This window comes from Jatrophihabitans telluris, from assembly GCF_023516435.1.
Lineage (GTDB): Bacteria > Actinomycetota > Actinomycetes > Mycobacteriales > Jatrophihabitantaceae > Jatrophihabitans_A > Jatrophihabitans_A telluris.
This window is the reverse complement of record NZ_CP097332.1, coordinates 3,669,677-3,689,515: the sequence shown is the minus strand read 5'-3', so window position 1 is coordinate 3,689,515 and position 19,839 is coordinate 3,669,677. Positions and strand designations below refer to the sequence as shown.

Annotated in this window: 22 protein-coding genes; 3 read left to right on the top strand and 19 right to left on the bottom strand. The window is 67.0% G+C overall.

All coding sequences use genetic code 11. The features are described 5' to 3' along the window. Positions 1–142: 142 nt before the first annotated feature. Positions 143–358: a DUF7455 domain-containing protein gene (locus tag M6D93_RS16970; protein ID WP_249771028.1), complete on the top strand. Its 216-nt coding sequence runs from the start codon at positions 143–145 to the stop codon at positions 356–358. A gap of 68 nt (positions 359–426) precedes the next feature. Continuing rightward, on the top strand, positions 427–798 hold the full coding sequence (locus M6D93_RS16965) for a glyoxalase superfamily protein (RefSeq protein ID WP_249771026.1): 372 nt from the start codon (positions 427–429) through the stop codon (positions 796–798). 49 nt (positions 799–847) lie between these two features. On the opposite strand, the gene M6D93_RS16960 is transcribed toward M6D93_RS16965, so the two are convergent. Further along, entirely contained in the window at positions 848–1,495 is a 648-nt protein-coding gene (locus tag M6D93_RS16960) for a nitroreductase family protein (protein WP_249771024.1), read from the bottom strand. 116 nt (positions 1,496–1,611) lie between these two features. Beyond that, positions 1,612–3,219 (bottom strand): methyl-accepting chemotaxis protein, encoded by a 1,608-nt coding sequence (locus M6D93_RS16955; RefSeq protein WP_249771022.1) that lies wholly within the window; start codon positions 3,217–3,219, stop codon positions 1,612–1,614. A 429-nt stretch (positions 3,220–3,648) separates the two neighbouring features. On the opposite strand from M6D93_RS16955, the gene lepB reads away from it, so the two are divergent. Then, entirely contained in the window at positions 3,649–4,413 is a 765-nt protein-coding gene (lepB, locus tag M6D93_RS16950; protein ID WP_249771020.1) for a signal peptidase I, read from the top strand. Between the two features lie 6 nt (positions 4,414–4,419). Here the strand turns inward: lepB and M6D93_RS16945 are convergent, their stop codons facing one another. The 17 genes from M6D93_RS16945 to M6D93_RS16865 all read right to left on the bottom strand — a co-directional run bounded on the left by M6D93_RS16945 (position 4,420) and on the right by M6D93_RS16865 (position 19,520). Continuing rightward, positions 4,420–5,091, bottom strand: a complete 672-nt coding sequence (locus tag M6D93_RS16945; protein ID WP_249771018.1) for a hypothetical protein — start codon at positions 5,089–5,091, stop codon at positions 4,420–4,422. 131 nt (positions 5,092–5,222) lie between these two features. Beyond that, positions 5,223–5,699, bottom strand: a complete 477-nt coding sequence (locus M6D93_RS16940; RefSeq protein ID WP_249771016.1) for a hypothetical protein — start codon at positions 5,697–5,699, stop codon at positions 5,223–5,225. A gap of 150 nt (positions 5,700–5,849) precedes the next feature. Then, positions 5,850–6,938: an EscU/YscU/HrcU family type III secretion system export apparatus switch protein gene (locus tag M6D93_RS16935; RefSeq protein ID WP_249771014.1), complete on the bottom strand. Its 1,089-nt coding sequence runs from the start codon at positions 6,936–6,938 to the stop codon at positions 5,850–5,852. Further along, on the bottom strand, positions 6,938–7,705 hold the full coding sequence (locus M6D93_RS16930) for a flagellar biosynthetic protein FliR (protein ID WP_249771012.1): 768 nt from the start codon (positions 7,703–7,705) through the stop codon (positions 6,938–6,940). The genes M6D93_RS16935 and M6D93_RS16930 overlap by 1 nt, the downstream gene beginning before the upstream one ends. A 93-nt stretch (positions 7,706–7,798) precedes the next feature. Next, the gene (locus M6D93_RS16925; RefSeq protein WP_249771010.1) at positions 7,799–8,071 is read right to left on the bottom strand and encodes a flagellar biosynthetic protein FliQ; all 273 of its coding nucleotides are present in this window, start codon (positions 8,069–8,071) and stop codon (positions 7,799–7,801) included. Between the two features lie 74 nt (positions 8,072–8,145). After that, entirely contained in the window at positions 8,146–9,015 is an 870-nt protein-coding gene (fliP, locus tag M6D93_RS16920) for a flagellar type III secretion system pore protein FliP (RefSeq protein WP_347343691.1), read from the bottom strand. 2 nt (positions 9,016–9,017) lie between these two features. Further along, positions 9,018–9,656 carry a FliO/MopB family protein gene (locus tag M6D93_RS16915; protein ID WP_249771006.1) on the bottom strand — a complete coding sequence of 213 codons (639 nt, stop codon included), beginning with the start codon at positions 9,654–9,656 and terminating at the stop codon, positions 9,018–9,020. Between the two features lie 6 nt (positions 9,657–9,662). Then, a complete protein-coding gene (fliN, locus tag M6D93_RS16910) occupies positions 9,663–10,445 on the bottom strand; it encodes a flagellar motor switch protein FliN (protein WP_249771004.1) in 783 nt (260 codons plus the stop codon). A gap of 2 nt (positions 10,446–10,447) precedes the next feature. Beyond that, entirely contained in the window at positions 10,448–11,386 is a 939-nt protein-coding gene (locus M6D93_RS16905) for a flagellar motor switch protein FliM (RefSeq protein ID WP_249771002.1), read from the bottom strand. 59 nt (positions 11,387–11,445) lie between these two features. Beyond that, positions 11,446–11,970 (bottom strand): flagellar basal body-associated FliL family protein, encoded by a 525-nt coding sequence (locus M6D93_RS16900; RefSeq protein WP_249771000.1) that lies wholly within the window; start codon positions 11,968–11,970, stop codon positions 11,446–11,448. A 36-nt stretch (positions 11,971–12,006) separates the two neighbouring features. Beyond that, positions 12,007–12,888, bottom strand: coding sequence for a flagellar motor protein MotB (locus M6D93_RS16895; protein WP_249770998.1), 882 nt, complete (start codon positions 12,886–12,888; stop codon positions 12,007–12,009). Continuing rightward, positions 12,885–13,661 carry a flagellar motor protein gene (locus M6D93_RS16890; protein WP_249770996.1) on the bottom strand — a complete coding sequence of 259 codons (777 nt, stop codon included), beginning with the start codon at positions 13,659–13,661 and terminating at the stop codon, positions 12,885–12,887. Before M6D93_RS16890 ends, M6D93_RS16895 begins: the two co-directional genes overlap by 4 nt. A gap of 1 nt (position 13,662) precedes the next feature. Beyond that, positions 13,663–13,974: a flagellar FlbD family protein gene (locus tag M6D93_RS16885; RefSeq protein WP_249770994.1), complete on the bottom strand. Its 312-nt coding sequence runs from the start codon at positions 13,972–13,974 to the stop codon at positions 13,663–13,665. 130 nt (positions 13,975–14,104) lie between these two features. Then, positions 14,105–15,616 (bottom strand): putative bifunctional diguanylate cyclase/phosphodiesterase, encoded by a 1,512-nt coding sequence (locus M6D93_RS16880; protein WP_249770992.1) that lies wholly within the window; start codon positions 15,614–15,616, stop codon positions 14,105–14,107. A gap of 1,065 nt (positions 15,617–16,681) precedes the next feature. Continuing rightward, on the bottom strand, positions 16,682–17,482 hold the full coding sequence (locus tag M6D93_RS16875) for a flagellar hook-basal body complex protein (protein WP_249770990.1): 801 nt from the start codon (positions 17,480–17,482) through the stop codon (positions 16,682–16,684). Positions 17,483–17,557: 75 nt separating this feature from the next. Beyond that, positions 17,558–18,007: a flagellar hook assembly protein FlgD gene (locus tag M6D93_RS16870; protein WP_249770988.1), complete on the bottom strand. Its 450-nt coding sequence runs from the start codon at positions 18,005–18,007 to the stop codon at positions 17,558–17,560. Positions 18,008–18,023: 16 nt separating this feature from the next. Beyond that, a complete protein-coding gene (locus M6D93_RS16865; RefSeq protein WP_249770986.1) occupies positions 18,024–19,520 on the bottom strand; it encodes a flagellar hook-length control protein FliK in 1,497 nt (498 codons plus the stop codon). Between the last annotated feature and the right edge of the window lie 319 nt (positions 19,521–19,839).

Here is a 19,839-nt window from a genome sequence, read left to right as displayed (position 1 = left end):
ACCACCGTGTAATCGGGCTCGGTGACGATGGGGACGGCTCAGGTGGGGGTGGGTGATGCCGATGGGAACGGCATCATCACGAGCCACCGAGCGAGTCTCAATCCACGAGGCGGCACGTCAAGGAGCACGGAAGGAGCACATCATGGTTGTCGAAGTTGATCGCCGTCCGCGGGAGTTGACCGCCGAGGACCGCTGCGACCGCTGTTCTGCCCGTGCAATGGTGGAGACCGTCATGCTGGGCGGCGGCGCGCTCCTGTGGTGCGCGCATCACTTCTCGGCGTTCGAGACGTCCCTGTCGGGCCTCGGCGCCCAGGTCGTCGCCGACATCCGCAAAAGCGCTGAACCAGTCGTCCATTAGGAAGCAACTGTTCCTGTTCAGCTCGTAGCGTCCCTCTCGTCAAGAACCTCGAGAAGGGACGAAGGATCATGGACCTCCGACTGGAACTGGTCATCATTCCGGTGACCGACATCGACCGGGCCAAGGCGTTCTACGTGGACAAGGCGGGCTTCGTCGCCGACCACGACCATCGGGTGGATGAGAATTTGCGATTCGTCCAAATGACCCCGGTCGGTTCGGGGTGCTCGATCGCCTTCGGGCAGGGCCTCACCGATGCCGAGCCCGGATCGGTCAAGGGACTGCAGCTCGTCACCGACGACATCGAGGCCACGAAGAAGGAATTCGAATCCCGGGGCCTGGACGCCGGCGAGATCCAGGATCTGCCGTGGGGCCGTTTCCTGTTCTTCACCGATCCCGACGGCAACGCCTGGGCCGTTCAGGCGATGCTCCCGCGCACCTGACTCACCCGGCGGCTCATCAGCCGACCCACCAGCCGGCTCACCAGCCGGCTCACCAGCCGTCGACGTGGAGGACCGCGTCCAGGGCCTGCCTGGGCGCGGGTTTGAACGACTCCCCGGTGTAGTACGCCGTCGGAATCAGGGCGGCCTGGTGCACACCGGAGGGAATGCCGAGCAACTCGGCAACCTCGGCCTCCCGGCTCAGGTGCAGCGTCGTCCAGGCAGTGCCCAGCCCGCGGGCCCGGGCGGCCAGGCAGTAACTCCAGGCCGCCGGCAAGACCGAGCCCCAGAGCCCGGCTTGGTTGTCGGGCGGCAGCGTTTGCCCGGCTCGCAGGCAGGGCAGCACGAGCACGGGTACCTCGCCCATCCGCTCTCCCAGCCAGGCCACACTGTCGCCGACCCGCTGCTGCACCGGTGCGCGATCGGGATCGTCGGCGAAGAGTCTGGCGGCCGATCCAGTGGAGTCGAGGTATTCGGCCACCGCGTCGCGGTAGATCTCGCCGATGTGTCGTCGTAGCTGCGGGTCGGTGATCACCAGCCATTGCCAACCCTGCCGGTTGGAACCTGACGGAGCCTGCAGGGCAACCTCCAGGCATTCGCGGACGAGCTCCAACGGGACCGGGCGATGCAGGTCCAGGCGCTTGCGGACCGTGCGCGTGGTGGTGAGCAGTTCGTCGGGAGACAACGCAAGTGTGGCCATCCGCGCAATCTATTCCACCGTTGACGTTGCCCTCGTTGCCGGTGTCGGCGCGTTGACGTTGCCCTTGTTGCCGGTGTCAGCGCGTTGACGTTGCCCTTGTTGCCGGTGCCGCCAGCTCAGAGCCGGAACGCAGCGACCGCGGCATTGAGGTCGGCGGCGATCCGCGCCAGCTCATGGGCCGAGTCCGACGTAGCGGACACGCTCTGAGTGGTCTGACCGCTGGCCGTCGCGATGCCGCTGACGTTCGTCGCGATCTCCTCCGAGCCCGTCGACACCTCGGCGACATTGCGGACCATCGCGTTCGTGGTCGCCGCCTGTTCCTCCACCGCGGCCGAGATGATGACCTGGATGTCGTTGATCTGGGAGATCACGTTGGTGATCTCGCCGATCGCGGCGACCGCGCCCTGGGCATCGGCCTGCGTGGTGGCGACCCGGTTGGAGATGTCCTCGGTGGCGGCGGCAACGGCCTGCGCCAGATCCTTGACCTCACTGGCCACAACGGCAAAGCCCTTACCCGCGTCTCCGGCACGCGCTGCTTCGATCGTTGCGTTGAGCGCGAGCAGGTTCGTCTGCTTGGCGATCGAGGTGATCATGCGAACGACCTTGCCGATCTCCTCCGACGACTCGCCGAGCTTCGTCACCGTATGACTCGCTGCCGCCGCGGCAATGACCGCGGTCTGGGCGACGGACGCTGCCTCGCTGGCACTGCCCGCGATCTCGGAGATCGCTCCGCCCATCTGCTCGCCACCGGCGGCGACCATGGCGATGTTCTGCGAGATCTGGGTCGCGGCGGCCGCAACGACCTCGGCCTGGGTCGACGTTTCCTCAGCGGAGGAGGCCACCGACGTCGCGACCGCGGTCAGCTCCTCCGAGGACGCGGCCAGAGCTTGTGAACTTTGCGAGATGGACGAGATGACGCCGCGGATCCCGGCGACCGCCGCGTTCATGGCGATCGACATCTCAGTCAGTTCGTCGGCGCCGGACGTCTCGGCCGTGATCGCCAGGTTGCCGTCCGCCAGCTGCTGAAGTTGTTCGCGAGTACGTGCCACCGGGCCGGCGACGCTGCGGGTAACGAGCAAGACCAGGCCCGCAGCCAACAACAGGCCGAGCGCGAAGACCGTCCCCATCACCAGTCGCGCGTGGGCGGCGGCCCGGTTACCCGCGGCGATCGCGGTGTCGATCCGGGTGGACGTCGAGCTGATCAGGCTGTCGGTCTGGTCGAGCAGCTTGTAGTAGATCGGGTAGCTGGAATCGACGACGTACTTGCTGGCCTCGGCCTGCTTGTTCGCCTTCAGCAACTCGACGATGTGGTCGTCGGCGGTGAAAAAGGCGTCGACCTGCTGCTTGAGCTGGACGTAGGTCGCCTGTTGGGCGGCGGTCATGGCCGTGGTGTCGACTCCGGCGACCACCGCACGCATCTCGGACTCGTCCTTGAGGAAGCCGGCACGGTTTTCTGATGACGCCTGGACCGAGGCCGGTCCGCCGATGCGCGGGGCGTCGCCGAGGTAGGCGACCTGCCAACCGCTGACGTCGGCGTCGTAGAACTTGAGCGTGTCGACCTTGTGGGAAAGCTTGTGCAACGAGGCCAGCTCATTGGCTCGGTGTTGCGCCGAGGACAGGCTGCTGAAACCGACCAGCACCGCGATACCGAGGAGGACGGCGACCGTTCCGAAACACAGGGACAGGCGCGCGCCGATTCGAAGGCGCCGCACAAGGTTGATCATGTTTCATCCGTTTCGCATCAGTGAGAGTGCCGTCCACACCCATCGACGCCGAAGCTTCGCGTATGAGCGATGTGTCTATGCCGACGGGCACATTTGGTCCCGGCGGGCGGTCGGACTGAGCTCGGTGAAGCCTGCAGCAGGCCACCGATCCGTACCTCTTGCCGCCCGGCTTGTCCTGGGCTGAGCCCTTCGGTGATGTAGTACGCTCTATCAGACAGTCGACACGCGACGGATCGGCCGGCCTTCGGAGTTTCAGTGCTCAAGGACTCCCCTGTCCAATGGGGCACCCAGTAGAGCGGACACCCAACGACTTGCGACGAATCACGGGCTGACATGGTGACTGGGCGTTCGGGCAGCCATCGGATTTCCTCGCCGTCCTCGCCGGCCTCCCGCTGCAGGGCGGCGCGAACCGTCTGCTTCCTTATGGCGATGAGTGTCCTGCTTGTCACCACTCTGCGGACGGAGATCCTGCAGCCGTTCTTCATTCCGTCCGAGTCGATGGAGTCGACTCTGCACGGGTGCGACGGTTGTCACGGTGACCGGATCATCGTGAACCGCTTGATCTACCGGCTGCGTGCGGTTCACGACGGTGACATCGTCGTGTTCCGGAGTCCGACGGACTGGGGCGCCGACGGTGACGAGTACCTGATCAAAAGGGTGATCGCCACCGGAGGGCAACAGATTCGATGCTGTGATGCTGCCGGGCGCGTCGAGCTGCGCCCGTCAGGCGCGTGGGTGTGGCGTGCGTTGGATGAGCCCTACACCTCGTCCGCTCCGCCCCCCGGGCCTGCCGGGCCCGCCGGGTCCGCCGGGCCCGTCGGGTCCGCCGGGCCCGTCGGGTCCGCCGGGCCCGTCGGTCGAGGCTTCGGGCCGCTCACCGTTCCGCTCGGACGCCTTTGGTTGATGGGAGATAATCGTGCCGTCTCGGCCGACTCGCTCTACCACTATCGCTCCAACGGGCAACAGGTGTGGGCCAGCACGGTGCCAACATCCTCGGTGGTGGGGAAGGCGACGGCCATCGTCTGGCCGCGGTCTCGCTGGCGCAGTCTCGGCACCCCCGGGACGTTCGTGGGTCGAGGACTCGCAGCGGGCGGACCCACACCGAGCTGGTGGAGCGCTGGTGCGCTGGTGCTGCTGTCGGTCGTACTTGCGAGGCGCGCGATCGTCCATCGGCCCGGCCGTCGCCCGGTATGACGAGGGTCAGCCGTCGTCGCCGAAACCCGGCAGCCACGACGGTGGTTCGGCCGGCTCATCCTCTGCGTGCACGGGCGGATCGGTAACCCAGCCCGGAATGTCGGACGGCCACCGCGCTGGGACCTCGATGCCTTCGGGGAGCGGGAACTTCTTCAGCCCGGCCAGGATCCAGGTCGACAGGTCGTCGTTGCTGAGTCCCTCGGCCAGTTGAGCAGTCCGGCCCTTGACGCGGCGGGACATGTCCCAGCCGCCGGAGTCTCGGGTCGCAGTGGTGATCTCGGTGACACCCCAGCTGAGCACGCCTTCACTGACCTTGCCGTACACCCACTCCTCGTCGCCGGCCCGGCGCAGCGCCGACGCCAGGACGATCGGATCCCACGGAGCAGGCAAGCGGCACGTGACTGCGGCGGCCAGAGTCATCCGGCAGGGGTAACTCGCACCGCACGCCGCGCAGCTGAACTGGTGACGGCGGTCGTGACGGTGGGCGCCCGGCTGACTGTGATTCGGGGGCGCGAGTTGGGGGACGTGGCGCCCGACCGCGCTCCACACCGTGGTCTCGCGAATGCCGCGCTGGTTCTCCGGGTCCAGCCGGAACAGGAAGTACTCCACGAGGTCGTGGAAGAGCTGAGCCTGCTGTTGCGAGGCGAACGGCGGTAGGGGTATCTCGCTGGTCAGCACGCCGACTCAGCCCTTGCTCGCATGCCTGCATCATGCCCCACACCCATTACGCATTGTGCGGCCCGAACTTTGGTGAACCACCGGCGTGTCGCCAAAGTTCGGGCCGCACTATGCACCGGGACTGGAGTGACTCAACGCCGACGGGTGGATTCCAGTACGACCAGGAACTGGCCACCACCGGGCTGGATCTGCGCCTGGACGTCGAGATCCGGCACGAGGCGGGAGAAGCGGTCGACCAACCAGTCCGCGGCGTCCTCGGCGTCGCCCTTGCTGGGACAACGTCCGACCGCCTCGCGGCCCCCCTTGCGCTCGAGCCGTTCGGCGACTGCGAACAGCGGAGCCGGGTCGGCGACCAGTAACCGGCCAGGCCACGCGATCACCGGGGCCACCGCGCCCTTCTTCGTGTTGCAGGCCCGGTGAGCCAGCCGTTCACCACCACTGCCACCGCGGGCCTTCTTGCGGTCCTTGGCGGAGGAGGACTTGCTGACGTGGAAACTGTCGATACTGGGACCGCGGTCGTCGTTTACCGATCGATCGGGCTCGACCGACTCGTCGCAGAGCCAGCAACGCCAGCCGTCGGTCTGCCCGACTTCGTTCAAGGACGCCATCTGTTCACCCTACGTCCGGCGCGTTGTGCGGCCCGAACAATCGCGACACGCCGACGAACTTGAGAACTCCGGCCGCGAAAGGGGGTCGGGTCCTGGGGGGGACGAAAGGGGGTCGGGTCCCGTGGGGGACGAAAGGGGGTCGGGTCCCCGTTAGGCGTTGGCTAGTTGCTGGATGCCGACGATCGAGCCGCGGCGCTTGAGGCGCATGACGAATGCCAGCACGGTCGCCACGCCCTGGAACATGTCGGCCGGAATCTCGTGGCCGACCTCGCAGGTGCCGTAGAGCGCGCGGGCCAAGGGGATGTCGGCGACCATCGGCACCCGGTGTTCGGCGGCGATCTCGCGGATCCGGGTAGCGATGTGGTCGGCCCCCTTGGCGACCACCCGGGGCGCACCCTTCTTGGGGTCGTACTTCAGCGCGACGGCCACGTGAGTGGGGTTGACGAGGATGACGTCAGCATCAGGGATGTCGGCCATCATTCGGTTGCGGGCCATCGCCAGCGCGCGGGAGCGGATGGCGCCCTTCATCTGCGGATCGCCCTCGCTCTGCTTCATCTCCTCCTTGATCTCCTGCTTGGTCATCTTCAGTTGCTTGTTGTTGCGCCGCCGTACCACCGCCACGTCAGCGAAGGCGAGCAGTACCCCGGCGGCCGAGCCGTAGCGGATCACACTCAGCGCCGCGCCCATGGTCTGGGTCAGCACCTCCGCGAGCGGTAGTGAGCCGGCGCCCATCAGGGTCGGCACGAGGTGGCGGACCGCCAGGTAGGTGACCCCGCCCAGGACGGCGATCTTGAGCAGCGACTTCGTCAACTGCCAGAGGGCCTGCGGCCCGAACATCCGCTTGACGCCGCTGAGCGGATTGAGCCGGCTGAATTTGGGCATCAACAGCTTCGGTGCCACGTGGATGCCACCCTGCGAGCCGGAGGAGATCACCGAGGTGACCATGACCAGGATCGCCAGCGGTGCGACGGCCTTGGCGCCGCTGAAGGCCGAGTCCCTGGCGATGCCCATGGCGCGGTTGACGTCGGGGTTGTCGATGACCGCGCTCGCCTGAACCAGGGTGGTCTGGGCGTTACTCATCAACGACTTGCACACCCCCGGCAGCACGAAGGTAGCCGCAAGCATGGACAACCAGCTGCCCAGCTCGGCCGAATGCCCGATGTGGCCTTCGCTGCGGGCCTTCTTGATCTTGCGGGGTGTCGCCTTCTCGGTCTTTTCCCCAGCAGGCTTTTCGGCCATCAGCCACCACCCCCCAAGCCGATGATGATCTGGCTGGTGTTGTTGGCCAGGTCGGTGACCACCTGTGGCAGTAGGGCGAAACTGAGTCCGACCAGACCGAGGGTGAGCATGATCTTGAGCGGGAAGCTCATCTGAAAGACGTTGAGCTGCGGCGAGATCCGGCTCAGTACGCCCAGAGCCAGGTCGGCGATGAACAGGACCGCGATCAACGGGCCGGCGATCTGCAGCGCGGACACGAACATCGTCCCCAGACCGTGCACCGCTGCCGAGCCGAGCTTCGACAGATCGATGCTGCCGTCCAGCGGCATCGCAGTGAACGTGCGGAGAAACCCTTGCAGGATTATAAGATGCGCGCTGCTCGCGAAGATGAGGGTGGTCGCGAGCATGCCGTAATACTTGCCCAGGATGCTCGTGGTGTTGGTGGTCAACGGGTCATAGGCCGCGGCAACGGAGAATCCGCCGAAGATGTCGAGCAACGAACCGGCAGCCTCGATTGCGGAGAACGCCATCCGGGTGAGGAAGCCCAGGGCCGAGCCGATGACGAGTTGCTCCACGGCACTCTGCACCAGCGGGCCGACCTCGGGCGCCGGCACGTGCTTGCTGGCCGCGCTCATAACCGCCAGCGACAACACCACCGACAGTGCGAACTTCACCGGTTTGGGGATACCGGCCGCTGCAAACGGTGGTGCGATCATCAGCCACGCGGTGATCCGCAGCGAGCACAACAGCAGAGTCAGCAGCGCTGTCTCCGACAGTTGGACGTTCACGGTGGCATGACCTCGATCGGGGAATCGGGCTCGGGCGGGGAGGGATTGGCAGGGCTGGGAGGGCTGGGAGGGCTGGGGCGGAAGAGTCGCGGATCAGCTGTTGAGCAGGCTGGGCAGCTCGGCGAACAGCTGCTGCGTGAAGGTGATCATCGAATGCATCATCCAGCTGCCCGACAGCAACAGGGCGACGCCGACTCCGATCGCCTTGGGGACGAAGGCAAGGGTGACTTCCTGGATCTGGGTGGCCGACTGGAACAGTGACACGCCGAAGCCGATCAGCAGCGCCGTGAGCAGGGTCGGCGCGGCCAGCTGGAAGGCGATGAGCATGGACTTCATCCCGAGGTGGACGATCGCGGTGTCGGTCATGGTGGGGCTCCAGGAAGGGAAAAGGCTGTCGGCGTAGGGAGGTCTGGCCGGACGAGTCGGCCGGGTGCGAGGCGTTAGGTCTGATAACTGTGGATGAGGGCGGTGATGATCAGGCCCCATCCGTCGACCAGGACGAACAGCAACAGCTTGAAGGGCAGCGACACCGACACCGGCGGCAGCATCATCATGCCGAGCGACATGAGCGAGGACGAGACGACCATGTCGATGATCAGGAACGGGATGTAGATGACGAACCCGATGATCATCGCTGACCGCAGCTCGGACAACACGAAGGCCGGGATCAGTGTGGTGAGATCGAGCTTGTCCGGGGTGGGCGGATTGGGCAGATGTCCGGCCCGCAGCATCAGGGCGATCTCTTCGCTGCGGGTGTGGTGGAGCATGAAGTCCCGCATCGGTGCTATGCCGTCGTGAAAGGCCACCGCCTGGGACTTCGTCCCCTTCAGGTACGGCTGGATGCCGAGCTTGTTCACGGCCGAGACCGTCGGCCCCATGATGAACAGACTGAGGAACAGCGACAGGCCGGCCAGCACCTGGTTCGGCGGAACCCCCGTCAGGCCAAGGGCATTTCGGGTCAGGGACAGCACGACGAAGATCTTGGTGAAGCTGGTCATCAGCAGCAGGATCGACGGTGCCACCGAGATCACCGTCAGCAGGATCAGGATGGTCACCGAGTTCGACGGCTTCTGACCGACGTTGACGGACACGCTGCTGTCGCCGGCGTTGGAGACACTCGGCGTGGTCGGCGCGTTCGGCGTGGGGACCGTGACCGGGCCCAGTCCGATCGGCGTGACCTGGTGGATCGCGATCGACTGCTGCGGTGCTGCCTCGGCGCGCGACGATCCGCTCGCCACGCTCAGGATCAGGGCGACGCCGACCAGGCCGAGCAGCACGAGTAGGTGCCGCAGGCCGCGGGGGAGGGAGATGCTCACTTGCGCACCGTGGAGTTCCGGGCCACAACGACGAGCTGGGACCAAGTCTTGGGGGAGAGGATCGAACCGTCGAGCGAGCCGCGGCCGCTCTTGCGGTGCCTGCTGGCGCGCGTGGCGTGTGGGGCCGCTGTCGCCGCGTGGACCGAGGACGTGGCGAGCAGGGCGTGAAGCTCGGCGTCCAGGTTGTCACCGGCAGTCTGGGCGCCGGTCTGAGCGACGGAACCAGCAGGACCCGTAGCCGCAGCCGGAGCCGTGGCACTCGTGCGGGCGGTCACGGTCCGCCGGGAGACCCGAGGGAGCACCTCGACGGCGTCGGATTCGGCACGCAGGCCCTTGGCACCTCGACGCGGCGCCGGCGCCCGGTCGATGTCCAGCGCCTGCTGGATCGGGTCGAGCTCGGTCTCGGCCAGCAGCCGCACGCCGTGCTCACTCACGCCGATGACCAGCGCGCGGTCGGCGACCTTGAGTACGGCCACCGAGGCGTTGCGATTGATCTGCTGACGCGCGAGCACCGCCAGCACCCGGTCGTTCTTACCGGTCAGCGGACGGCGCGCGAACCGCGCCAGCGCCCACATGATCGCCAGGACGACACCCAGCGCCAGGAGCATCCGTCCGATCAGCTCGACCGCATTCACGATGGATCAGGCCGACAGGGCGTCGTCGCCGGAAATGATTTCGGTGATTCGCAGCCCGAAGTTCTCGTCGATGACGACGACCTCGCCGCGGGCGATCAGGTGTCCGTTGACCAGAAGGTCGGCCGGTGCACCGGCGGCCCGGTCCAGCTCGATGACCGCGCCGTCGGACAGCGACAGCAGCTCACTGACCGTCATCCGGGTGCTGCCGATCTGGGCCGTCACATCCATGGCGACGTCGCGCAGCATCTCCAGCCCGTGCCGGTTGATCGCGGCGGGGGCGGCGGCGCGGTTGGCGCGCAATTCGTCGCGAGTGGGGTAGTTGGGGGCCGACGGGGCGGCGTTGCCACCCTCGTCGGCGACCTCGTTGAGAACGATGCCGACCAGCGCGCGGATCTTGCCACCGTGGCTCAGCGGCACGATGGCCGCATTCGGCTTCTCGAGCAGGGAGTCGACGGCGGGGACGGGCTCGAGAGCCTGCCCCGGTCCGAGCACGACGGTGCCGACGGATTCGGCGGCGGCGGTCAGCGACGGTGCCAGCGCTGCCGTGACGTCGAGAGCGCCGAGCGGAGAATTGAGCAGCGCGTCGGCGACGGCCTGCTCGACCGCGACGAGGACCTCCCCGCCCGGGCTGCCGGTGAAGCGCGCGGTGACCGCGACGCCCTCGAACATCAGCCCGGCCGTGGTGGTGATCGGCTTGCCGATCTTCATCTCGTCGGCGATCGGGATGGTGCCGGAGGCGGCGGCGGCGGCCTTGGCAACCACGTCGGCGATCGTGGCCGTGTCAATCACGATTACTTCTCCTTGGGGGTGGCGACGACGAGACCGGCCAGGCGGCTGCCTGAACGTCCGGCAAGTGCGTGCGCAAAGGTGCCCCCGCCGGCCTCGACGGCCAGCGGGGTGGTGACTCGATGGTTGAGGGGAAGGACGTCGCCCGGGGTGAGCGAGACGATCTGGTCCGGAGTGAGCTTGATCGAGGCAAAGCGCACCGAGACCTGGATGGGGGCTCCGGAGACCGCGGTCCGGAGGCGGGCGGTGTGCCGGGCGGCAGCCTCCCGCTCGGCGACCGTGCTGGGCTTCTCGGCCTTGGCGTTGAGCCGCGGCATCACGGTCGTCAGAGGCATGCAGAGCGTGGCCAGGCAGGTCTGGTTGCCGATGTGCATCTCGAAGGAGCCGACGACGAAGATGTCGGTCGAGGAGGAGGCCTGCAGGAACTGGGGGTTGTATTCGATGCGCTCCAGGACGGGCGCGAGCTCGGTCGGTTCCAGGGCGTAGGTCAGCACGCCGAGCATCTGCTCGATGAGGCCGCGCAGCAGCGGTGTCTCGATGTCGGTGAGCGGCCGGGTCGGCTGTTCGCCTCCGGGACCGCCGAGCAGGTAGTCGACACAGGCCAGCGCGGTGGGGACCGAGAACTCCAGGATCCCGGTGCCCGGCCACGGATCGAGGTCCAGCACCGCGAGGATCGTGGTCTGGTTCAGACCACCTATGTATTCCTCGTACGTCTGCTGCTCGATGGCGACCAGGTTCACCTGGCAGACCTGACGCAGGCCCGTGGTCAACTGGGTCGTCAGCCTGCGGGCGAAGGTCTCGAACGCCAGTTGCAGGGCCCGGTTGTCCTCGCGGGAGAGCTTGGAGGGACGACGGAAGTCGTACGCGGTCGCGTCCTCAGGCCCCGAACCGCCGCTGCGGCGCAGCAGCCGGGAGCTGGCCGGCGAACTTCCGTTGGGTGTCACATGGACACTGTTCGGCGGCTAGCCCGCCGACCTGAGCCTGAAGTGAAATCTCGGTTTACCTACTGCATGACGAATTCGGTGTAGATCAGATCCAGGATCTTCTTCGGATAGATCTTCTTGAACTCCTTCAGCAGGGCGTTCTTGGCCTTGGTCCGCGCCTTGGTTCCGGTGAGCGCGCTCACCGGCTGGTTGGAGTACTCGTCGATCGTGGCCTGGATGCCCTCGGTCAGATCCAGCGCGGCCGCGGTTCCCTTGGTCGTGATCACCGAGAGCTTCAACCGCAGGAAGTGCCCGTCGGCCAGGTTCAGCGTCATCTCGTCCATGAGGATGGTCGGGCCCGGGACGGGCTTGGCTGCCGCCTTGCTGGCCGACGTCGTTTTCGCGGCCGGCTTGAGGATGGTGAACTTCGCCGCGCCGCCGGCGACGAGCAGCACGACGACCGCCAGGATGATCTTCATCTTCATGGACTTCTTCTTCCCCCCGGTTTCGTCGGCACCGTCACTGCCGTCGCCGCCCTTGCCGCCCTTCTTGTCAGATCCCTTGACCTGGCTGGCGACCCTCGTCGTATCCGTTGCAGTAGCCATCTGTCTTCTCCATGCCTGTCTTTGTCGATGGCCCGGTCAGCCGGAAGCCGCGTTGTCGGTGATCGCCGAGCCGGTCGACGGCAACGCTGCCGCCGCGGCTGCGGACAATTTGGTCAGTACCACGATGTCGACCCGGCGGTTGCGGGCGACCGAGAGCGGGTTGCTGGGTGAGATCAGCGGGCGGGTATCGGCAAAGCCGGTGGCCCGCAGCCGGTCGTCGGTAATGCCTTCGTGCGACGTGAGATAGGTGAGCACCGCGACGGCCCGAGCCGACGACAGCGCCCAGCCATTCGCGAACGGCGCTGTCGAGACCTTGAGCTGGTTGGTGTGCCCGTCCACCTCGATGTTGTTGTCGATGTTGCGCAACGGCCTGGCGACCAGATCCATGATCACCTGACCCTCTGGCTGCAGGATGTCGGAGTTGCCACCGAAGATCAGGTCGTTGGTCATCACGCTGACAGTCAGGCCGCGCTCGTCGACCTTGAACAGCGCATCGTTGGCCAGGCCCTTCTTGGCCAGCGAGTCGTTGATCGCCTTCTTGATCTTGCTGAACTCCTCGACCTCCCGTTGCGCCTGGGCCTTGCTGGCCGCGGTAGCGGCCGTCGAAGGTATCCCGGCGCTGCTGGGCGGGTTCACGCCGATCTGGCTCTGGTTGGAGACCGACTCACCGCCCACGATCCCGCTGCCCTGGGTGAGGACAGAGGGCGTGCCGTTCTTGAACGCACTGGCCAGGCCGCTCTTGAGCTCGTTGAACTTGGAGGTGTTGACCGCCGAGATGGCGTACAGCACCACGAACAGGACGAAGAGCAGAGTGAGCATGTCGGCGTAGGTGACCAGCCACCGCTCGTGGTTCTCGTGTTCCTCTTCATCGTGAGGACGGGACCGGCGCCCCCGTGACGCCGTCCCGCCGCCGCTCATGCCGCGTCCTTCTCGGCAGCCTTCTCAGCACCGCCGGGAATGAGGCTGAGCAGCTTCTGCTCAACCAGCCGCGGGTTGGACCCGGACTGGATGGACAGAATGCCCTCGATGATGATTTCCATCCGTTCGACCTCGGTCTCGCTGACCCGCTTGAGGCGGTTGCCCATGGGCAGCCAGAAGAGGTTGGCACTCATGACGCCCCACAGGGTCGCCACGAACGCGCTGGCGATCTCGGCACCGAGTTCCTCGGGAGAACCAAGGTGGCTCAGCACCTTGACCAGCCCGAGCACAGTGCCGATGATGCCCACGGTCGGCGCGAAGCCGCCCATGTCTGTGAAGATCTTGGCCGCGGAACGGTCCTGCTTCTTCTTGGTGGACACTTCAGCCTCGAGGATGATCGCGACCTCTTCGGCATCCGTGCCGTCGATGGCCAGCTGGAGTCCCTTCCTCAGGAACTCGTCCTCGATCTGGTTGACCTCTTCCTCGAGAGCCAGCAGTCCCTCTCGCCGCGCCCTGCCGGCCAGGCTCACGATCGTCTCGACCGCGTCGTCCGGGCTGACCTTCTTGGCCGTGAACGCTTTGATGAACGTCTTGGGAAGTGCGCTGACATCGCGCATCACCCCACCGGCGATCGCCGCTCCCGCCGTGCCCAGAAAAACCAGGACCATCGGCGCGGGCAGAAAGATCGCCGCGATATTGCCACCTTCCATGAAGGTGGAGCCGACCACGGCGCCGAGCGCCAGGACGACACCGATGATGGTTGCCGGATCCATCTCAGGCTTCCCGTGACCGGATCGGAACGACCGCGTTGTCGGTATGGGCCGAGACGTCGTGCAGGTGTGGCGCGTTGCCGCGGGCGGCGCTCTGCGCGATGCTCGAGCTGTCGATCGCCATCGATTCGGCGGTCGCGATGATCCGGGCACGGTGGTCCCGGATCAGCTCGGTCATCTCGGTGAGCGATTCGCACACCAGGTATTTGTTGCCGTTGACCATGGTCACGACAGTGTCGGGCGTGGCCTCGGCCCGCTCGATCAGATCAGGGTTGAGGGCGAAAAGTGGTCCGCCCAGCCGGCGCAAGAGAATCATCGGATCCATCCAAGGTTTGCGATCAGACCCGTCCGTGGGTCATCCTTCAGTTATCTATTCGGTCGATTCGGGCAGTACCTGAGCGTCCGCACCGGCTTTGTTAAGCCTTGGTGTGTGAGCGGTAGCCCCCTTACCCCGCCAGCAGATCGGACCGTTGCGTCGGTTCCTCGACCGGGGCCAGGAGCTTCTGAGCCTCGCCGAGGGCGACCGGACGCGACCAGAGATAACCCTGGCCGTAGGCACAGTCCGCCTCGGCCAGCCACGAGGCCTGCCCGACGTGCTCGACGCCCTCGGCCACCGTCGTCATGTTCATCGTCCGCCCCATCGCGATGATCGCCATGGTCAGTGAGGCGCCGTTCTGGTCGTGCATGACCCGGTCCACGAAGGACTTGTCGACCTTGAGGACGTCCAACGGCAGCCGGCTGAGGTAGGCCAGCGAGCTGTAACCGGTGCCGAAGTCGTCGATGGCGATGCGGATACCGTGCGCGCGCAGGGACAACAGCCGTTCGGTGATCATGTCGATGTCCTTGAGCACGGTGCTTTCGGTGATCTCCAGGCACAGCCGGGTCTCGGGTAGACCGGTTTCTTCGAGCACCTGCAGTACTTGGTCGACGAAGTCAGGCTCAGCGAGCTGGGCGGCCGCGACGTTGACCGAGATGATCGGTCGGTGGCCGGCCCGTTCGAGCTCGATCGCGGCTCGGCACGCAGTGAGCAGCACCCAGCGTCCGAGTCGCACGATCAGGCCGGACTGCTCAGCCAGCGGGATGAACCGATCCGGGGCGATCATGCCCTTGCTCGGGTGCTGCCAGCGCAGCAACGCCTCGAAGCCGACGATGCGACCGGTGTTCAGGTCGACCGTGGGCTGGTAGTGCAGCAGCATCTCCGCCCGGTCCATCGCGCCTTCGAGGTCTTCGGACAGTTGCAGCCGTTCGACGGCGTCGGCATGCAGGCGAGGCTCGTACAGGGCGATGCCGGATTTGCCATGACCTTTGGCCTCGTACATCGCCAGGTCGGCGTTGCGAAGGGCCTCCGCGCTGGTGAGCTCGCCCGGTGCGGCCGAAGCCAGTCCGATGCTCGTGCGGACGTTGAGGCTGCGGCCGTCGATGACGACCGGAGCGGCGAACTTGGCCTGGATCCGCTCCGCGACGGTGCAGGCTTCGGACAGGTCGGTGTCCTCCATCAGGATCGCGAATTCGTCCCCGCCCATTCGTGCGACCGTGTCACCGGTGCGAACGGTAGCCAGGATGCGACCACCGAGGACGGCCAGGACCTGGTCGCCGACGGTGTGGCCCAGCCCCTCGTTCACGGTCTTGAAGTTGTCGAGGTCGCACAACAGCACGATGTGGCCGGGCCGGTGTGCCTCGAGTGGGCCGTCGGCGGCCGTGATTCCGGTTCCGGTTTCGGTGGTTTCGGTTTCGGTGGTTCCGGTTTCGGTGGTTCCGGCGGCGGTTTCGGCGGCGGCGGTGGTGAGGACGTCGGTCAGCCGCTCGGTGAAGTGCTGCCGATTCGCCAGTCCGGTGAGCGGGTCCAGCGACTCGGGGCCGATCAGGACCGGCCGCCGTCCGCGCTTACGACGACTGCCACGGGCCCGGATCGGATCGACGTCGGCCGATCGGCGGGTGCGCCACTCGGAGATTGTCACCGCCCCGCCCACGAGACACACCAGGCCAAGAGCGAACGCCGCGGGCCCGGAGCGCAGCAGCATGAGCAGGGCGCTTACCGACGCCAGAACGGCGACGCTCGGCAGGAGTTTCCCGGTGATCGGGTGGGCATTGTTAGTGCGCGCAGCACTCGATCGCCCACGCGAACCGCTGGGCGCATGTCGTCCCTCCATGGACTACCTACCTCTCAGTGGCTCCTATCGGTGCGCCGTCGATGCGACCTGAGCGGTTTGAACGATCCATTCCTGTCGTCGTGGCGGTGCCGGTTTCCTGCACCATCTGCGAACGGGCGGTTCGGCGGCGGCGAATGGGCAGCGTCGGGCTCCCATGCGTTGGCGAATGGGCGGTTCGGTGGCGAATGGGCGGTTCTAAGTGCCCATTCGCGGTGCAAGTGCCCATACGCGGGGGCGGGCCGGGGAGCGGACCTTCGTCGGGACGGGCCGGGCGGGCCGGGGCGGGCCGGAGCGGCTGGGGGAGGTCGGCGGTGGGCGGGCTCTGGTGCTGCGCCGCCGCCGTGTAACTGCGAATGGGCGGTTCGGTGGCGAATGGGCGGTTCTAAGTGCCCATTCGCGTCGCAAGTGCCCATTCGCGGGGGCGGGCCGGGGAGCGGACCTTCGTCGGGACGGGCCGGGGCGGGCCGGGGCGGCTGGGGAAGTCGGCGGTGGGCGGGCTCTGGTGCTGCGCGGCCGCCGTGTAACTGCGAATGGGCGGTTCGGTGGCGAATGGGCGGTTCTAAGTGCCCATTCGCGGTGCAAGTGCCCATTCGCGGAGGCGGGCCGGGGAGCGGACCTTCGTCGGGACGGGCCGGGGCGGGCCGGGGCGGCTGGGGAAGTCGGCGGTGGGCGGGCTCTGGTGCTGCGCGGCCGCCGTGTAACTGCGAATGGGCGGTTCGGTGGCGAATGGGCGGTTCTAAGTGCCCATTCGCGGTGCAAGTGCCCATTCGCGGGGGCGGACCGGAGGCAAAGGCCCTGACATGGCACAGGAGCGCCGCCCCCGAAGAGGGCGACGCTCCTGTCATCGTGCTGGGCGGGCCACCCCGCCGCCGGCTACTTGAGCTGGATCAGCGACTGCAGGATCTCGTCGGAGGTCGTGACGACGCGGGAGTTCGCCTGGTAACCGCGCTCGGCGATGATCAGGTTCGTGAGCTCGGTGGCGAGGTCGACGTTGGACATCTCCAGGTAGCCGGAGGTGATCGACCCGCGGCTGCCGGTGTTCGCCGTGCCGATCTGGGCCCCACCCGAGCTGGTGGTGGCCTGGAACTGGGTGTCACCGATCTTGGACAGGCCACCCGGGTTGGCGAAGGTGGCCATCGCGATCTGGCCGAGCGTCGTGGTGGCACCGGCGGCGTCGACGGCGTTGACCTGCCCGTTGGCGTCGATGCTCCACGAGACGTACGCGCCGGTGGTCAGCCCGGTGACGTCGAGGTTGCCGCCCGCCGCGCTCTGCAGGATCGAGCCGTCCGGCGTGACGAGGTGCCCGTTGGTGTCGAGCTGGAACGAACCGCCGCGGGTGAAGTTCTGCGCGCCGTTGTTGTTGACCACGAAGAACCCGTCGCCCTGGATCATCAGGTCGGAGGTACGGCCGGTGTACTGGGCCGAACCCTGCCCGAAGTTCTGCTCCGTCGCGCCGAGGGTAACTCCGAGGCCGACCTGCACCGGGTTGTGGCCGCCCTGGGTTGCCGTGGCGGCGGTGGCGCCCATGATCGTCTGGCTGAGGGTGTCCTCGAAGACGGTCGAGGCGGACTTGAAGCCGGTGGTGTTGACGTTGGCGATGTTGTTGGACGTCACGTCCAGCATCTGCTGGTGGGCCCGCAGGCCCGAGATGCCGGTGAACAGGGAGCGAAGCATGAGGTTTCTCCTTGGGAGTCGGCTCAGGAAATCTGAGTCAGATCGGGGGATGGTGCTGGATCAGCTGAAGGGCTGTCAGCTGGGGGTGGTGCCTGAAGCCAGCACCTTGTGGACCTGACTCAGCGAGACGTTGCTCGTCCCGATCGTCAGACTGGGCGGTGTTGCGGAAATCGTGGCTGCACTGACCACACCAGAGGCGGTCTTGCCGGCAGAGTCGGTGTACTGCACGGTCTTGCCGACCATGCTGCTGGCCGTTTGGGCCTGCTGCGTCTGCAACATGTCGGCGGTGGCCTTGGAGTTGGCTTCCATCGTCTGCACCTGAGTCAGCGTCGCCGTCTCGGACATGAAGGCCGACGTGTCGACCGGCTTGGACGGGTCCTGGTACTGCAGCTGGGCGACCAAGAGCTTCAAGAACGCGGTCGAGCTCAGCTGGGTCTGGTCGGCTTGGGTGCTGGTCTTGACGGTTGGATCAGCCGAGACCGTTGCGGAATTGGCCGTCGACACCGAGGTGATCGGACTGGTCATGGAAACTGCCTTCGGGCTACAGCCAGCGGTCTATGCCGGCGAGGGACGAGGATGCGGGAGTGCGGCCCACTGCGCTACCACTGACGGCGGCGGTGGAACTGCGGGCGTCCGATCCGGTGCGGTCGGTCGCTGTTGCCTGGTCGCGGGCACTCCGGCCCTGGTCGGCTCCGGCCTGTCCGTGGCCGGAGAAGTTTCCCAACGTGCTGTTGCTGAGGTTCACCGAGCTGCCAGTGATCCCCGCTTGAGCGAGATCCCGGTGCAGCTCGGGCAGTGCGGCGCGAATGCTCTCGCGAGCGGCGTCACTGCCACCGGTGAGGTTGATGCTCATCTGGCCGTGGTGCAGCCGGACTTCGACGTTGACCTGGCCGAGATCGGCCGGGTGCAACTCCAACATCACGCGGTGCGTTCCGTCGCCCTTGGCCCGCATCTGGAGGATGCCGGCCGAGACCTGACTGTGCACCGGGGCGCCAGCGGTTGCGGGATAGTTCGCGTTGTACGAATCGGCAGCCGGAGCCGCGGCTTGAGACATTGGCGTTGCGACACTGCCCGCAGTGGCCTGCACAGCGGTCTGGGCCGCGGCCGCCGCGGCTTGCGCGGTCCCGGATGCGGAGGTGTGGGCGGCGGAGTTGGCGTTCAGGACCGACGGGTCGCCCGTGGTCGGCGTGGACGTTCCGGTGCCCGAAGGGGTCCGACCAGCCGCGTCGGACGAGTGGGGTCCGCCGTTTCGATGCGTCCCGGAGGTGAGCGGGACGGCGTCGGGAGTGCGCGCGGAATCAGCCACGGATCGTCCCGTGACGGGGCTTTCGCCGCCGGACACGAGGGAAAGTCCAGCGAACTGCCCTATCGTCGGTGCGCTCACTGCGGCGGACGAGCCGGCAGTCGGTGGGGTGGGAGCGGGGCCGGCCGACTTCGGATCGGCGGTCCCGATGGTGGCGGCAGCCTCCGTGGCCAAAGCCTGCGGGGTGGCAGTGATGGCTGAGCCCATGGCACTCGTTGCAGCGGTTGCAGCGGTTGCAGCGGTTGCGGCGGTGGCGGCGGTGGCAGCGGCTAGGGCCGCGGTCGTCGAGGACGAGGTAGCGGCGTGAGCGTCAGCGGCGGGGGAAACCGGCGCGTCGGCATGACGGCTTCCGAGCGACACCGGTGCACCGGGAAGCGACGACGCGGGCTGGGTCCCGGCGCGCGCCGACGCGGCGTTGCCGGTAGTGACCACCGAGACGGCGGCAACATCCTCGGACGCCGATCGGGGGGCAGAGGCCAGGTCCGAAATCGACGCTGCGCTTGAGGACCCCGCGGGTATCGGTGCTACCCCGATAGCGGGAACCAGGTAGGGCAGCGCGGCCAGGCTCACACTGACCGGGGTGTCCGTCGAGCCGGTGGACCGGAGGCCGCTGGGCTCGTCCCCGTCGGCACGCGCTTCGCGGGGACGGACGTGGATCGTCGTGGCGGCCTCGATCGGCGCAGTGGGTTCTTCGGCCGCGTGGTCATCGGCGGTGAGGGACGAGCCGCCCGTCATCGTCGAGTCTGGTTCAGCTGGCTTGGGCCGATGCCCCGACCGCGTCGAGTGGTTTGCAGTCAACGGCGGCGTCGGCTGGTCGGCCGATACCGGCGATTCGCCGGCAATCACGCAATCCAGCTTCGAGCCAGTCGGCCCAGCTATGCCAGTCGGCCCAGCTGACCCGGTCGGCCCAGCCGACCCAGCCGACCCAGCCGAAGACTTCGGAGTCGACAGGTCGGCCAGCATCCCGGCAAAGGCATGGCCGGACGAGGCGTCGGAATCCACGCTGGTATCGGACCGACCGAGCAGCGCGGCCGCTGAAACCGCTCCGGCCGTG

What these genes read in the sequence shown, in the direction of transcription:
- M6D93_RS16970 (WP_249771028.1), top strand. Translation starts at nt 143, where the DNA reads ATGGTTGTCGAAGTTGATCGCCGTCCGCGGGAGTTGACCGCCGAGGAC.
- M6D93_RS16965 (WP_249771026.1), top strand. Translation starts at nt 427, where the DNA reads ATGGACCTCCGACTGGAACTGGTCATCATTCCGGTGACCGACATCGAC.
- M6D93_RS16960 (WP_249771024.1), bottom strand. Translation starts at nt 1,495, where the DNA reads ATGGCCACACTTGCGTTGTCTCCCGACGAACTGCTCACCACCACGCGC.
- M6D93_RS16955 (WP_249771022.1), bottom strand. Translation starts at nt 3,219, where the DNA reads ATGATCAACCTTGTGCGGCGCCTTCGAATCGGCGCGCGCCTGTCCCTG.
- lepB (WP_249771020.1), top strand. Translation starts at nt 3,649, where the DNA reads ATGAGTGTCCTGCTTGTCACCACTCTGCGGACGGAGATCCTGCAGCCG.
- M6D93_RS16940 (WP_249771016.1), bottom strand. Translation starts at nt 5,699, where the DNA reads ATGGCGTCCTTGAACGAAGTCGGGCAGACCGACGGCTGGCGTTGCTGG.
- M6D93_RS16935 (WP_249771014.1), bottom strand. Translation starts at nt 6,938, where the DNA reads ATGGCCGAAAAGCCTGCTGGGGAAAAGACCGAGAAGGCGACACCCCGC.
- M6D93_RS16925 (WP_249771010.1), bottom strand. Translation starts at nt 8,071, where the DNA reads ATGACCGACACCGCGATCGTCCACCTCGGGATGAAGTCCATGCTCATC.
- M6D93_RS16900 (WP_249771000.1), bottom strand. Translation starts at nt 11,970, where the DNA reads ATGGCTACTGCAACGGATACGACGAGGGTCGCCAGCCAGGTCAAGGGA.
- M6D93_RS16895 (WP_249770998.1), bottom strand. Translation starts at nt 12,888, where the DNA reads ATGAGCGGCGGCGGGACGGCGTCACGGGGGCGCCGGTCCCGTCCTCAC.
- M6D93_RS16890 (WP_249770996.1), bottom strand. Translation starts at nt 13,661, where the DNA reads ATGGATCCGGCAACCATCATCGGTGTCGTCCTGGCGCTCGGCGCCGTG.
- M6D93_RS16885 (WP_249770994.1), bottom strand. Translation starts at nt 13,974, where the DNA reads ATGATTCTCTTGCGCCGGCTGGGCGGACCACTTTTCGCCCTCAACCCT.
- M6D93_RS16875 (WP_249770990.1), bottom strand. Translation starts at nt 17,482, where the DNA reads ATGCTTCGCTCCCTGTTCACCGGCATCTCGGGCCTGCGGGCCCACCAG.
- M6D93_RS16870 (WP_249770988.1), bottom strand. Translation starts at nt 18,007, where the DNA reads ATGACCAGTCCGATCACCTCGGTGTCGACGGCCAATTCCGCAACGGTC.
- M6D93_RS16865 (WP_249770986.1), bottom strand. Translation starts at nt 19,520, where the DNA reads ATGACGGGCGGCTCGTCCCTCACCGCCGATGACCACGCGGCCGAAGAA.